This is a genomic window from Micromonospora sp. NPDC049047, from assembly GCF_040649135.1.
Lineage (GTDB): Bacteria > Actinomycetota > Actinomycetes > Mycobacteriales > Micromonosporaceae > Micromonospora.
The window spans coordinates 113,245-126,448 of record NZ_JBEZEY010000015.1 but is presented as its reverse complement, the minus strand read 5'-3'; the positions used below and the strand labels follow the sequence as shown (position 1 = coordinate 126,448).

Annotated in this window: 13 protein-coding genes; 4 read left to right on the top strand and 9 right to left on the bottom strand. The window is 71.1% G+C overall.

The window, feature by feature from the left end; all coding sequences use genetic code 11:
• Positions 1–108: 108 nt before the first annotated feature.
• From AB0B86_RS22785 to AB0B86_RS22775, 3 genes are read right to left on the bottom strand one after another with little or no spacing between them, the layout of a single operon-like run.
• Positions 109–1,848: a multicopper oxidase family protein gene (locus AB0B86_RS22785; RefSeq protein WP_357419785.1), complete on the bottom strand. Its 1,740-nt coding sequence runs from the start codon at positions 1,846–1,848 to the stop codon at positions 109–111.
• Positions 1,845–2,291 (bottom strand): DUF6220 domain-containing protein, encoded by a 447-nt coding sequence (locus AB0B86_RS22780; protein ID WP_357408164.1) that lies wholly within the window; start codon positions 2,289–2,291, stop codon positions 1,845–1,847. The genes AB0B86_RS22785 and AB0B86_RS22780 overlap by 4 nt, the downstream gene beginning before the upstream one ends.
• A gap of 9 nt (positions 2,292–2,300) precedes the next feature.
• Entirely contained in the window at positions 2,301–3,290 is a 990-nt protein-coding gene (locus tag AB0B86_RS22775; RefSeq protein WP_357408166.1) for a carboxymuconolactone decarboxylase family protein, read from the bottom strand.
• A 142-nt stretch (positions 3,291–3,432) separates the two neighbouring features.
• On the opposite strand from AB0B86_RS22775, the gene AB0B86_RS22770 reads away from it, so the two are divergent.
• The 3 genes from AB0B86_RS22770 (at position 3,433) to AB0B86_RS22760 (ending at position 6,115) form a co-directional block, all read left to right on the top strand.
• Positions 3,433–4,641: a sensor histidine kinase gene (locus AB0B86_RS22770; protein ID WP_357419784.1), complete on the top strand. Its 1,209-nt coding sequence runs from the start codon at positions 3,433–3,435 to the stop codon at positions 4,639–4,641.
• Positions 4,638–5,300 (top strand): response regulator transcription factor, encoded by a 663-nt coding sequence (locus AB0B86_RS22765; RefSeq protein ID WP_357419783.1) that lies wholly within the window; start codon positions 4,638–4,640, stop codon positions 5,298–5,300. The genes AB0B86_RS22770 and AB0B86_RS22765 overlap by 4 nt, the downstream gene beginning before the upstream one ends.
• Positions 5,301–5,401: 101 nt before the next feature.
• Positions 5,402–6,115, top strand: coding sequence for a hypothetical protein (locus AB0B86_RS22760; protein ID WP_357408172.1), 714 nt, complete (start codon positions 5,402–5,404; stop codon positions 6,113–6,115).
• 61 nt (positions 6,116–6,176) lie between these two features.
• On the opposite strand, the gene AB0B86_RS22755 is transcribed toward AB0B86_RS22760, so the two are convergent.
• Complete coding sequence (locus tag AB0B86_RS22755; protein WP_357419782.1) at positions 6,177–6,509, bottom strand: transcriptional regulator; 333 nt, start codon at positions 6,507–6,509, stop codon at positions 6,177–6,179.
• Positions 6,509–7,240: a hypothetical protein gene (locus AB0B86_RS22750; protein WP_357419781.1), complete on the bottom strand. Its 732-nt coding sequence runs from the start codon at positions 7,238–7,240 to the stop codon at positions 6,509–6,511. Before AB0B86_RS22750 ends, AB0B86_RS22755 begins: the two co-directional genes overlap by 1 nt.
• Before the next feature lie 120 nt (positions 7,241–7,360).
• Here AB0B86_RS22750 and AB0B86_RS22745 point away from each other — a divergent pair, with 120 nt between their 5' ends.
• Positions 7,361–8,935: a gluconokinase gene (locus tag AB0B86_RS22745; RefSeq protein ID WP_357419780.1), complete on the top strand. Its 1,575-nt coding sequence runs from the start codon at positions 7,361–7,363 to the stop codon at positions 8,933–8,935.
• Between the two features lie 33 nt (positions 8,936–8,968).
• Here AB0B86_RS22745 and AB0B86_RS22740 read toward each other — a convergent pair whose 3' ends face one another.
• Genes AB0B86_RS22740 through AB0B86_RS22725 form a run of 4 tightly spaced genes read right to left on the bottom strand, consistent with a single transcriptional unit; the run spans position 8,969 to position 13,081 of the window.
• Positions 8,969–9,856, bottom strand: a complete 888-nt coding sequence (locus AB0B86_RS22740; RefSeq protein ID WP_357408180.1) for an ABC transporter permease — start codon at positions 9,854–9,856, stop codon at positions 8,969–8,971.
• Complete coding sequence (locus tag AB0B86_RS22735; protein ID WP_357408182.1) at positions 9,856–10,755, bottom strand: ABC transporter permease; 900 nt, start codon at positions 10,753–10,755, stop codon at positions 9,856–9,858. The genes AB0B86_RS22740 and AB0B86_RS22735 overlap by 1 nt, the downstream gene beginning before the upstream one ends.
• The gene (locus tag AB0B86_RS22730; protein WP_357419779.1) at positions 10,752–11,864 is read right to left on the bottom strand and encodes an ABC transporter ATP-binding protein; all 1,113 of its coding nucleotides are present in this window, start codon (positions 11,862–11,864) and stop codon (positions 10,752–10,754) included. The genes AB0B86_RS22735 and AB0B86_RS22730 overlap by 4 nt, the downstream gene beginning before the upstream one ends.
• Complete coding sequence (locus tag AB0B86_RS22725) at positions 11,861–13,081, bottom strand: extracellular solute-binding protein (RefSeq protein WP_357419778.1); 1,221 nt, start codon at positions 13,079–13,081, stop codon at positions 11,861–11,863. The genes AB0B86_RS22730 and AB0B86_RS22725 overlap by 4 nt, the downstream gene beginning before the upstream one ends.
• Between the last annotated feature and the right edge of the window lie 123 nt (positions 13,082–13,204).

Sequence of the window (13,204 nt, the reverse complement as noted above, 5' to 3'; positions counted from 1 at the left end):
CGTGGTCGCGTTTGTGAGCGTTAACAGGCCGCGACAGGTATGTTACGGGAGCGCTCCCATACCCTCAACCTCGAACTCACGAGTTTCGATTTCTCGTCGGTCGGAGGCTCACGAATACATCAGGTGCAGCGTCATGCCGGCGTCGGCGTGCGCCAGATTGTGGCAGTGGTTGGCCCACACCCCCGGGTTGTCGGCGCGGAACGCCACCTCCCACACCTCGCCCGGCCGGACGTCGAACGAGTCCAGCCACAACGGACTCCCGGCCGCCGGCTCTCCGTCGCGCGACAGCACCAGGACGTGGTGGCCGTGCAGATGCCACGGGTGCACGACCTGGAACCGGTTGACGATGGTGAACCTGACGACGTCGCCGAGGCGTACGACCTGCGGTGGGATGTCCGGGGCGGCCGCGCCGTTGACGGTGTGCGCGTAGCGCGGGAGCAGGCCGTGCAGATCGAGTCCGCGATCGAGCACCAGTGTGAGGCTCCGGTCGAACCGCGACCAGGGCACCGCGACGGCAGCGCCGTAGTCGAGCGGATCCAACACCGGCCAGTCGCCCGTCGACGTGGACACCGCCCCGGTGGAATAGACCACCCGCCCGTCGACGAACAACGCCACAGGCGTGGCTGGTGCGGTGAACACCAGGTCGTAGCGACCCCCGGCGGGGATCAGCACAGCGGTGTCCACGAGCGACGTCGGGCCTTCCAGGTCGACGCCGTCGATCGCGGCGACCCGGAAGGCGGTCCCGGCCAGGGCGTAGCGGTGCGTCGTACTGTCGGTGTTGATCAGCCGCAGCCGTGCCGGCTGACCCGCCTCGACGCGCTCCGTTCTCGGTGCGGGCAACGGCCGGCCCACCAGGGTGTGCACCGGCACCGTGACGTCGAGGCCGGCCGTCGGCCCCGGGCGGACCACCAGGACTCCGTAGAGCCCCATCCGGACGCCGACATCGGAGACCGAATGCGTGTGGTACCAGTACGTTCCGGCCTGATCGGCGCGGAACCGGTAGACGAACTCCTGCCCCGGCAGCACCGCGGCCTGCGTCACGCCCGGCACCCCGTCCTGACTGTTCGGCACGTCGTACCCGTGCCAGTGCAGCGTGACCCCACGCCCGATGTCCCGGTTGCGCAGCGTCACCTGCATGACATCGCCGACCGTGGCGGTCAGCTCCGGCCCGGGTACCTGCGCGTTGAACGCCCACGCCGCGACGTCTCGGCCGTCCGCGCGCACCGTGGCGGTCCCGGCCGTCAGAGTGAACCGCCGGGTCGGCTCGTCGGCGGTCCGCGCATCCCGGTACCCATGATCATGGGGTACGGCGGGCGCGGCAGCCGGAACGACAGTCAGCCCGGTCCCGGTCACCAACGCGCCGACCGCCACCACGAGAGCCGCCCGGGACATCGCCCGCGACGGGCGCGCACCGACGGCCCGCCACGATACCGCCGTCGCCGTGACGGTCCCGGCGACGGCGAGCAGACCCGCGCCCGCCGACGCGGGATAGCCGTGCAGAACCGTCACGAACAGGGCGCTGCTTGTGGCGTACCCGGCGAAGAGCAGCGGGACCGCGACGGACCTGATGTCGCCCGGGACCGGCAGCAACCGCGGCCCGGCCACGGCCACCGCCGCGAGCGACAGTGGACCTGTGACAAGCACCTTCTCCCCCGCGAACCACCAGCCGGCGCGAGCGAGCCCGATGATCGTGATCGCGCGGGCCAGCGTGGCGAGCAGGGCGAGGGCCGCCAGCGCCAGGGCGAGCGGACGACGCCTCGCGACCGCCGCCGAGCCGGCGCCGAGCCAACCGGCGGCCGTGAGGACGGCGATCACGAGATCGACGGCGAGCAGCGAGCCGGTGGTCATACCGGCGCCCCCGGGCGGACCGGCAGGTCAGCGGTGGCGACCGGCGCCGTCAGCCTTCGCGCCGCCTGGTGGACGCCGACCACGACGTGCACCGCGATGATCCCGTTGACGGCGTGCAGCCCACCGATGATCAGACCGAGCGGGGTGCTGACGCCCGCGGCGTCAGTGGCAGCGCGGGCGAGCATGGCGATGAGCGCCTGCACGACGACGAGGCCGAGCGGCAGGAGCGCCAGTGCGACGAGCCGACCCGGTGCCTTCGCCAGCGCCGCGAACAGCGCGGTGAGCAGGGTGAGCACCGGGATGACCGCCATCCCGTTGACGCTGTGCAGGGCGTACGAGTCGTCGGCCGCGGGTTTCGTGAACGCGCCGACGGCGGCGAAGACGAACTGCAGGGCGAACGAGACGAGCAACAGGGCGCTGATGATGACGAATGCCTTACGCATTGTGGTCTCCTAGTGGTGCGCCGCGGCCAGTGCCCGGGCGACGTGGTCGGTGGCCGTGATCGCCCCGTACGCGACAAGGCGGACGAGGTCGGCGTCGGCGGGATGGGAGAGCCGCCACAGAGCGACGTCGCCAACGCTTATCGCGCTCGGTGCGAACGCGGCCAGCAGGGCGATCCGCGTTCCGACGCGATCCCGGCCCGGCACGTCCCGGACCAGGTCGACGGCCCAGTCCGCCGGTCGGGCCGGAAACCGCCCGTCCTCCCAGCGCACGGTGCCCGTGACGGTCTGGCGGGCAACGTCGCCCAGCAGGTCCCCGCCCCGCGCGGCGGCTTGCGTCAGGGCCGCGTAGGCGACGCCGACCGGGCTGTCCCCCGCCCAGTCGGGTGCCGCCGGCGTGCCGGCGGGTAGGAGCGCGAGACTCCGGCCGGGTTCCTTCGGTCCCCGGGCCGCCCGGGCGGAGAACCAGCCCCCTACCGACCGCGTCAGCGGGGACCGTTGCAGGCCGCCGGGAAGCAGGTCGGGACCGAGCAGGGCGGACACCACCCGGTTGATGAAGTGGAAGGCGAGCACGGTGCCGGTGATCTCAGGCTGGTACGGGCTGGTCCAGCCGGCGGTCCCGGGGTTGCGGCTCGCCTTCGCCCAGGCGACGAGTTCGGCACGCCGCGCTTCGGTTGGGGTCTCGTCCCGGATGACGACCTCGGCGAGCTTCGATTCGCCGAGGGCGTGCAGCAGCATCGCGTGGGCGTCGATGCAGAACTGGCAGCGGTTGGCCCGCGACACCGCCGCCGCGACGAGTTCCCGGTCGACCCGGGACAGGTCCCCGGCGAGCAGTGCCTCACGCATCAGTGCCCAGGTCGCGGCGAGCACCTCCGGCACTGCCGCGAGCACCTGGAAGGTGGGCAGTGGACCGAGGAAGTCCTCGGACAACTGCCGGTAGACCGTCGCGGTCAGGCCGGTCGCGGCCGAGGCTCGCACTGGGGTGGAGAAGCGGTATGTCATGGGTCCGATGCTCGCCTCGACGAGCCGGGAAAACGTCGTGCCGTCGCAGGCACTCGGCCGGCTGCGGCTACCGCGTCCGCGGTACGTCCTCCTACCGCGAGCGGTGGACGCCGGTGCGTCCGGACCGTTCTACGCTTCGACGATGCGTCGCGACCTGCCGTACGCCCTCAGCGGCCTCGCCCTCGGCGGCCTCCTGCTCGCAAACGCCGCGCTCGCGCCGGACGCGGCGGCGATCGGGGCGCTCGACGTCGCCCTGGTCCTGGCCATGGCTGTCGCCCTGGCGGTGTGCCGGCGGTATCCGGCTGTGGCGTTGGGCGTGGTGACCGTCGCCATGCTGGCCCTGCACGTCCGGGTGCATCCGGGGGTGTCCGCGGCGTTCCCGGCGCTCGCCGCGGTCTACGTCGCCGCCTGGCGGGGGCAGCGGGTCGCCGCAGTGGTCGCCAGTCTCGTCTTCCTCGGCGGGTTCCTGGCCCGGGACGTCGCGGTGACCCCGACCGGCCGGCCCGGTCAGCTGATCGTCGAGCGAACCGCACTCCTACTGGGCTGGTTCGTAGCGGCGAACGTCGCGGGTCTCGTGGCACGGCAGCGCCGGGCGTACCTGGAACAGGTCGAGCAGCGGGCGATCGATGCCGAACGCACCCGCGAGGAGGTGGCGCTGCGTCGGGCCGGCGAGGAGCGCCTGCGCATCGCCCGCGACCTGCACGACTCCCTGACCCACAGCATCTCGGTGATCAAGGTACAGGCCGGGATCGCCGTGCACCTCGCCCGCAAGCGCGGCGAGGAGCCGTCGGCCACGCTGCTGGCGATCCAGGAGGCCAGCAGCGCCGCGATGCGGGAGTTGCGGGTCACGCTCGACGTCCTGCGCTCACCCGCCGACGAGGACCGCCTCGGGCTGGCCCGGGTGGACGAACTCGCCGCGCGGACCCGGGCCGTCGGCGTCCCGGTGCAGGTCACGGTCACCGGTGCGGTCGGGGACCTGCCCGCGGAGGTCGACCAGGCCGGGTACCGCGTCGTCCAGGAAGCACTGACGAATGTGGCTCGGCACGCCGGCCCCGCCACCGCGCACGTCCATGTCGAGTACGCTCCGGCGCAGCTCGCCGTCTCGGTCACCGACGACGGTCGCGGGTCACCGGCTCAGCCGATGACACCGGGCGTGGGCCTGCGCGGCATGCGCGAACGGGTGACCGGACTGGGCGGCACCCTGCATGCCGCCGCCGATGACAACGGATTCACGGTACGGGCCACGTTCCCGCTGCACACTCCCGCCCCGACCCAGCGCCCGCGCGAGGTCCAACCAGCTCAGTCCGCGACGGATCGTGACGGTGCCGACCGGAGGGAGGAGCCGGCATGATCCGGGTTCTGCTCGCCGACGATCAGGCGTTGATGCGTGCCGGTTTCCGGGCCCTGCTCGACGCGGAGGACGACCTGGAGGTCGTTGGCGAGGCCGGCGACGGTGCCGCTGCCGTCCACCTGTCGCGACGTCTGCGCCCGGACGTGGTGCTGATGGACGTGCAGATGCCGGGGCTCGACGGCATCGAGGCGACCCGCCGCATCGCCGCCGATCCGGACCTCGGCGCGGTCCACGTCCTCATTGTCACCAACTACGGGCTCGACTCCTACGTGTTCGCCGCCCTGCGTGCGGGGGCCAGTGGTTTCCTGCTGAAGGACGCGGACCCGGCCGACCTGTTGCAGGCAGTCACCGTGGTGGCTCGCGGCGACGCACTGCTCGCGCCGGCCGTCACGCGGACGCTCATCAGCGAGTTCGTGTCCGGTCCACCGCCGGCCGAACCGGCAGCCGGACGTGAGGTGCTCACCGCCCGCGAGCAGGAGATCGTCGAGCTGGTCGGCAACGGGCTGAGCAACGACGAGATCGCCCGGCGAATGGTGATCAGTCCGTTGACCGCCAAGACGCACGTCAATCGGGCGATGACCAAGCTGCACTGCCGCGACCGCGCCCAGTTGGTGGTGTGGGCGTACGAGTCGGGCTTGATCACCCCGCGTCGGAGGTGACCGTCGACGCGGCCCGAAGGGGGCACCCGTCGGCACACGGGTTCGGGCCGACGCACTAGCATTGCCGCCGTCCGACGACGGCTCTGCTGAAACGAGGCGACATGCGTTGGCTCCGGCGGTTGCTGGGCGGTAGGCGGGTCCAGCTTGATCCGGGACGACAGCAGGCGTTGCTCCGCGACGTGCAGCACCGCTACGGCGTTCACGCGCAGATCCGGTTCACCGAGCAGGTCGAGGCGCTCACCACCACCCTGGACAGCGACGACGGCCTGGTGGTGGCGGCCCAGATCGTCGGTCAGGTCGCCGACGAGGCGCACGTGGACCTGCAGTCCCAGGCCCAGGAGATCCACCGGCGGACCGGCCGCCGGCTGCTTGTGCACCGCCGCAACTACCGGCCGCTGTGGCGGGAGGCCGGTCCGGCTCTGCGGTGGCCGCTGTTCGCGTTACCGTCCGGCTTCTACCCGTACGCGCAGGTGGCCGCCGCCGTCGCGGTGGTCGGCAACCGGGCTCCCCGGCTCGACCGGGTGACCGACCCGAATCCGTTGCTGACCCGTGTGTTCGAGGTGCTCGACCTCACCACCGCAGGCTGGGAGTACGGCCGGGTGCGGGTGGACACCGACGCCGCCGCGCTCGCCGATCGGCTGATCACGACCGCCGGGCAGGTCCTCGCCGCGATGGACGACCCGCCCCGGTTGCCACCGTCGGTGCGGGAGCTGATGCGCCGCAACAACACCTTCGACGTGCACGACCCGGCCGGCCCGCGGGTGGTGGGCGGGATCAACCTGGGCGCGAGGATGCGGGAGAACTTCCTGGTCTAGAGCACCCTCGGGCGCTCCTGATCGGAGCGTCGGTCGGGAACGCGCGTCGGCTGCCCGCCGGTCACCGGTCGGCGGTCGACGTTGTTTGCGCTTGTTCGACCTGCTGGATGAGTTGCTTGAGGTGGGCGATCTCGTCGCGCAGGGCGGCTTGACCGGCGGCGGTGAGGGTGACCCAGGTGCGCGGGCGCTTGCCCTCGTAGCCCTTCTCGATGTGGATCAGCTCGGCCTTCTCCAGGACGGTCAAATGCTGCCCGAGGTTACCGGCGGTCAGCTGCAGGGTGGTGCGGAGAAAACCGAACTCGACCTGGCGGCCCTGGTGCGCGATGGCCATGATGCCGAGCCGGACGCGCTGGTGGACGACGTCGTCGAGGCCGTTGGCGGGGTGATCGGTCATCACGCGCGAACCGCGGGGGTCGGCCGGAACAGGGCGAAGGCGGCGGCTCCCAGGAGCAGCACCCCCGCTGGGACGAGCAGCTGCGGCAGGAAGAACCACCGCGACGACGAGTGAATGACCTGGTTGCCCTGAACCATCCCGATCGCCAGGTAGACAAGGGTGTACGCCAGCAGTGCCCAGTGGCGTTCGACCCACGCGAGCACCAGCAGCGCCAGCCCGATCGCCGCCAGCGGACTGGCCAGCCCGTTGACGAGCCACGCGGCCGGCCCGACCTCGATCCGCGCCGGGTCGGTGGAGAAGGGGTCGGCGGGCTGGGGAAGGAGCGGGTGGAACGTCAACCAGATCGACACGGCTGTCATCAGGACGGCCAACGCGACGCCGACGACGACGTAGGGGCGGATGGGGGTGCCCACTCCACGCCGTCGGGACTGCCTGAGGTAGAAGGCCGCGATCGCCGCGTAGGCGAGCAGCAGCGCGACTGTCCAGTACCCGAGCTCCACCGGGTTGGGCGTCATGCAGACCGTGTGCTGGGGGCGGGATCGGCAGGTGCCGAAGACGTCGAGGTAGGGGGCGTACCGGTAGACGGGGATCGCGAGCAGGGTGATCGTCGCGAAGACCGACAGCGGGAACCAGGTGCCGCGCTGGGCGACACGGACCCGGCGGGTCAGGTCACGCACGGCCGCCAGCAGCTCGTGAGGGCTGTCCGTCTGAGGAACAGGATCGTCTGTCATGAAGTTAGCTTTGCATTACAGACCTGACTGCGCAAGAGAACGCACGATGCTTTCGTGGCCGACACGACAACTGCGCGCAACAGCTTGCCCACCCGCCGCACACCGCTCGACCATCTGCTCATGGGGCCAGAGCGTCGTGTCATCCTCGGGGTCGACGTGGGCACCACCACCGTGCGGGCGGGCGCGTTCGCACTGGACGGCTCCGCTCGACACGTCCGGACGCGGACGTACCCGCTCCTCCAACCGCTGCCCGGCTGGCAGGTCCAGGACCCCGACGTGCTGGTGGCGGCTACCCTCGCGGCGGTGTCCGCGTGTGTCGCCGACACCGCCGGGGCGGAGGTCGTCGCCCTCGCGGTCAGCTCCCCCAGGCACTGCGTGATCGGGTTGGACGCGACACTCACGCCGGTGACGCCGCTGTTGACCGGGGCTGACACGCGGTCCGCGGAGGTGGCCCGCGACCTGCGGGTCTCCGGCCAGAGCCGGGAGTTGCACCGGGTCACCGGCACGCCCGTGCACCCGGGAAGCCCGCTCTGCAAGCTCATCTGGTTCGCCCGTCACGAGCCGTACCTCTGCACCGCGACGCGATGGTGGATCGGCCTGAAGGACTACCTGGTCCATCGGCTGACCGGGACGTTGGTGACCGAACTGTCGTCGGCGTCCGGCACCGGCATGTTCGACGTCCATCGACGGGTGTGGAGCGCGGGCGTACTCGATCTCGTCGGGGTGTCCGGCAGCCAACTGCCCCCGGTCCTGCCCACGACGGGCGTGTTGCGGCTCTCCTCGGCGGCCGGGCAGGGGGTCGGCCTGCCGTCCGGCACACCTGTCGTGGTGGGCGCGGCTGACGGTCCGTCGCGCAGCCTGGGCATGGCGGCGATCGACAGCACCGTCGCCGGTCTGACCCTCGCGGCCACCGGGGCCCTGCGGACCGTCGTCGCGGCTCCGCTCGTCGACCCGTCGGAGACCTTCTCCTGCGCTGCGCTGACCGAGGACGCGTGGGTGGTCGGCACGACGGTCAACAACGGCGGCAACGTCGTGCGGTGGGCCGGTAGGGCCCTCGAACCCGACGTTTGCCCGGCGTCCGACGACCAGTTCAGCGCGCCCGGACTCCTGGCTCTCGCAGAACGGATCACCCCGGGGAGCGACGGACTGGTGATGTTGCCCCAGCTACGTGCCGACCGCACCCCGCAGGGGGAATCCGGCCCGCCGGGCGCGTACCTGGGGCTGCGCAGCGAGCACTCCCGAGATCACCTGGTGCGGGCCGCGCTGGAGGGTGTGTGCCTGCACCTCGGCGACGTCCGGGACCGCCTGGCCGAGCTGACCCCGATCAGCAGGGTTCGGCTGACCGGCGGCGCCTTCCGGCATCCACTGTGGCGTGCGGTGATGGCCGCGGTGCTTGACTGTCCGACCGACGTCGCGGGCAAGGACGACGATGCCGCCCTCGGCGCGGCGGCGCTCGGGCTCTTCGCGATCGGCCTCGCCGCCGACCTCACGGAGGCGGTCGCCCTGCTCGACCCGGAGATCGTCCACGGCGAACCGGTCGCGGTCGACCCATGTCTCACCACGACCTATCGCGGCCTGCGCGCGAAGCTGCCCGTACTCCGCACGGTGGTGGGCCGCGTGGGCGAGATCCTTGACGAGGTGGCCGCCGACCCGGACGTCGACAGGTGGGTCGAGGCGGTCCCGGGGGCGTCGTGAGCGGCCGACCCGGCCGGCTGAGGCGGGGCGGCGTCAGTGCTCGGGGTCCTCCTTGACCTGGGCCACGAGCTGGGTCGGGTTGACGTAGCGCAGTGCGACGACGAGCAGCACCAGCATCATCGAGGTGTAGATGACCGCCATGGCGTCGACCGACTGTTGCGCCCTGATGCCGGACGCGGACATCGAGTAGTAGAGCGCCACGACGAGGGTCTGCGAGTCGGGGCCCGCGGTCAGGAAGGTGAGTTCGAACATGCCGACGGTCCGGACGAGGACGAGGATCGCGGAGGCGAGGATGCCCGGCACGAGCAACGGCGTGAGGACGCGGAGGAACACCGTGCGCAGACCCGCGCCGCACATCCGCGCGGCGCTCTCGATCCGCGGGTCGATCTGCTCGATGAACGGGGTCATGGTCAGGATGACGAAGGGCACCGATGGTACGAGGTTGGCGAGCACGACACCCGACAGGTGCCCGGCCAGCCCGAACTTGTAGAGCACGGTGGCCAGCGGGATGCCGTACGTGATCGGGGGCATGAGGATGGGCAGCAGGAACACGAGGAAGGTCAGCCGCTTGCCGGGGAAGGACCGTCGGGCGAGGACGTAGGCCGCCGGCACACCGATCAGCAGCGAGAGGCCCACGACGAGTACGGAGACCTCGAGTGTCACGACGATCACCTGGAGCAGCGCGAACTCGTCCCAGGCCCGGCCGTACCAGCTGGTGGTGTAGCCGTCCGGGAGCCAGGTGTCGAACCAGCGCCTGCCGAACGAGCTGACCAGCACGGACGCCACGACGCCCAGCAGGTTGAGGAAGAAGAAGATGACGACGCCCCACACGAGCCAGGCGGCCGGCCGGGCGGTGACGCGCCGACGCCGGTCGTCGGTGGCGGGGGGTCGCGCCGGTGACGCCTGGGTGATCGAAGCCATCAGCCCTTGCCTCCGGTGGCGCCGGTGTAGAAACGACTGCGCGCGGCAAGCACCACCGCGATGACTACCAACTCGACGAACCCCATGATCGTTGCGATCGCCGACGCGTACGGGTAGTCGTATTGCTCGTACGCCGCCTGGTAGGCGGCGAGGGAGATGACCCGGGTCTCACCGGCCGGGTTGCCGACCAGGACGGCCGACGGGAACACGCTGAACGCCAGCACGAACGTCAGGCAGAAGGTGGTGGCCAGACCCGGCATCAGCAGCGGGAGGGTGATCCGGGTGAACCGGCGACGCCAGTCCGCCCCCAACGTCGCTGCCGCCCGCTCCAGGGTGGGGTCGATACCGGAGAGGTACGAGAGCACCAGCAGGAACGCGAACGGAAACCCGGTGATCACCAGCGAGAGGAACACCCCCCAGTAGTTGTGCGTCAGGCGTACCGGCTCGTCGACGAGGTTCGTGGCGAGCAGGATCCGGTTGAACCAACCGGTCGGGCCGAGGAAGTTCAGCAGCCCCTGGGCGGTGAGGACGGTGCCGAGCGTGATCGGCACGACAAGCAGCGTGGTGACCAGTCGCTTGCCCCGGAACCGGCCGCGCATCCGGTAGGCGATCGGCACGGCGGCGAGGACGTTCAGCAGCGCGGCGGGCAGCGCGATCCGCAGCGTGATCCAGATCGTGCCCCGCTCGTAGGCGTCGGAGAAGAACCGGGCGTAGTCGCTGAGCGGCCCGCCGTCGGTCGGCTGGAACGAGAGCGTCAACCCGTAGAAGAACGGGTAGAGGAACAGGGCGATGACGAAGACCAGCGCCGGGACCAACAGGAAGAGCTGACGGTCGACGCCCCGTTCGGCGAGACGGTGTCGCCAGTGCGCCAACGGTCGACCGGGTCCGGCGGCGCTCACCGGGTCGCCGCCGAGGCGTCCGCGCGGCGGTCGATGTCCGCGGTGCCGCCGGCGGGATAGACGAGCAGCCGCCGCGGGTCGATGGCGAGCTTGACCTGGTCGCCGGGCGCGATCCGCTGCTCGGTACGCAGGTGCAGCGACTGGCCCGTGTCGGTACGAGCCTCGGCCGCCAACTCGCGGCCCTGATACTCCACCACCTCGATGGTCGCCGACAGGGCGTTGGTGGTCCCCCCGGCCCCGTCGACGCGGATGTCCTCGGGACGCACCGCGACCACCACGTCCGCGCCGTCGGCGGAGTCGCCGACGGCCTCGCCGTGCAGGCGTTGACCTGACGACTCGACAGTGGCCCTGCTGCCGTCGCGCCGCTGCACCCGGCCCCGCCACAGGTTCCGGTAGCCCATGAAGTCGGCGACGTGCCAGTTCGCCGGCCGGGTGTGCAACTCGCGTGGTGACCCGATCTGCTGCACCCGCCCCTCCCGCAGCACGACCAGGCGGTCGGCCAGGGAGAGCGCCTCCTCCTGGTCGTGCGTGACGTAGACGGTGGTGAGCCCCAGCGACTGGTGCAGCCGGCGGATCTCGGTACGCATCTCCAGCCGCAGTTTGGCGTCGAGGTTGCTCAACGGCTCGTCCATCAGCACCAGCGACGGCTCGAACACGACGGCGCGGGCGATGGCGACGCGTTGCTGCTGACCACCGGACAGCTGACCGGGCAGCTTGTCGACGTGGTCCTCGAGCCGTACCAGCCGCACCGCCTCCGCCGTACGCCGGCGGATCTCCTCCTTCGGCAGCCGCCGCATGCGCAGCCCGAAGGCGATGTTCGCCCGCACCGTCAGGTGCGGGAAGAGGGCGTAGCTCTGGAACACCATGCCGAAGCCCCGGCGCTCCGGTGGCAGGGTGTCGATCCGCCGTTCGTCCTGCCAGATGCTCCCCCGGGTCAACGGCAGCAGCCCGGCCAGGCAGTTCAGGGCTGTCGACTTGCCACAGCCGGACGGGCCGAGCAGGGCGATGAACTCACCCGTCCCGATGGTGAGGTCCAGGTCGGTGAGCGCGTCCTGACCGCCGAACCGACGGGACACCCCGTCCAACAGCAGGTGGGAGAAGGCACTCATCCCTGCTTGACCTTCCCGCCGCCGATCTCGCGGTCCCACCTGTTGAACGCCGCCACCAGGCTCTTCGCGTCGAGCGGCACCTCGGTCGGGTTGCCGGCGATCAACGCCTCGTACTCGGGGCGGCCGAACTCCCGGATCGCGTCCTGACTCTTCTGCGGTGCCGAGGCGAGCCCGACGTCCCGCACCGCCGGCCCCGGGTAGAAGTAGCCCTCGTCGTACGCCTTGGCCTGTTGCTCGGGGGTGAGCATGAACGCCAGCAGGGCCAGCACCGCCGCCTGGGTGTCGGTCGAGACGCCCTTGGGCAGCACGGCGTAGTGCGCGTCGGTGACCCAGTGGAAGCCGTCGATCGTGGCGATCCTGGCCTCCTTCGGCACCGTGCCCAGCACCCGGGGGTTGATGTCCCAACCGGTCGTGCTGACGATCAGGTGAGCCGTGCCGTTGGCGAGGTTCTTCATCGTCTCGGTGGTGCCGGACGGGTAGTAGTCCACGTACTGACCCAGCTCCTTGAGGAAGGCCCAGGTCTTGTCCCACCCCGCGGTGGGGTCCTTGGGGTTGGCGTCACCCAGGATGTAGGGCAGCCCCATCAGGAACGTTCGACCAGGGCCGGAGTTGGCCGGCCGGGCGTACTGGAAGCGCTTGGGATTGGCCTTGGCCCAGGCGAGCAGGGCCGCCGCGGTGCTCGGTGGCGCGGCCAGGCGGGCCGGCAGGTATTCCAGCAGCGGGCCGGACGGGTAGTAGGTGACGGTGACGCCGACGTTGCCGGCGAGCTGCTGCATCGCCGCGGCCGGTTCCAGGTAGTCGCGCATGCCGCCGAGGCGGTCCTGGAACGTCGGGAACAGGTCGAGCCAGAGCCCCTGTTCGATCCCCGCCGCCAGCCCGTCGACGCCGGTCAGCACGAGACCGATGTCCACCCGGTCCGCCCCCTGCTGAGCCTTGATCTTGCCGGCCAGCTCCGGTGCCGGCGCCTTCGAATAGGTCACCCGGGAGATCACGTCGGGATTCTTGGCGACGAATTCGTCGATCATCCCCTGGGTGAGTTGCAGGTTGCCGGCGACGTCGAGGACGTTGAGCGGCACCGCCCGACCGGGCCGCTGCGGCACCTCGCCGGTGCTGTCGCCGGTGGCCTTGCCGGGACCCTCCGGTGCTCCGCACCCGACAGTGCCCGCGATGAGCGACGATGCCGTGACCAGGAGAGCGCCGCGCCGCGTCATACCCATGAGCTGTTCCCTTCATCGACTACCCGGGCCGGCCAGGTAGGTCCACGTCGTGCTCAGGTGGGTCGCCGACACGCACCATCCCTGAGGCATTCAGGCAGCCGGCGGGGCGCGTCGGCAACGGGT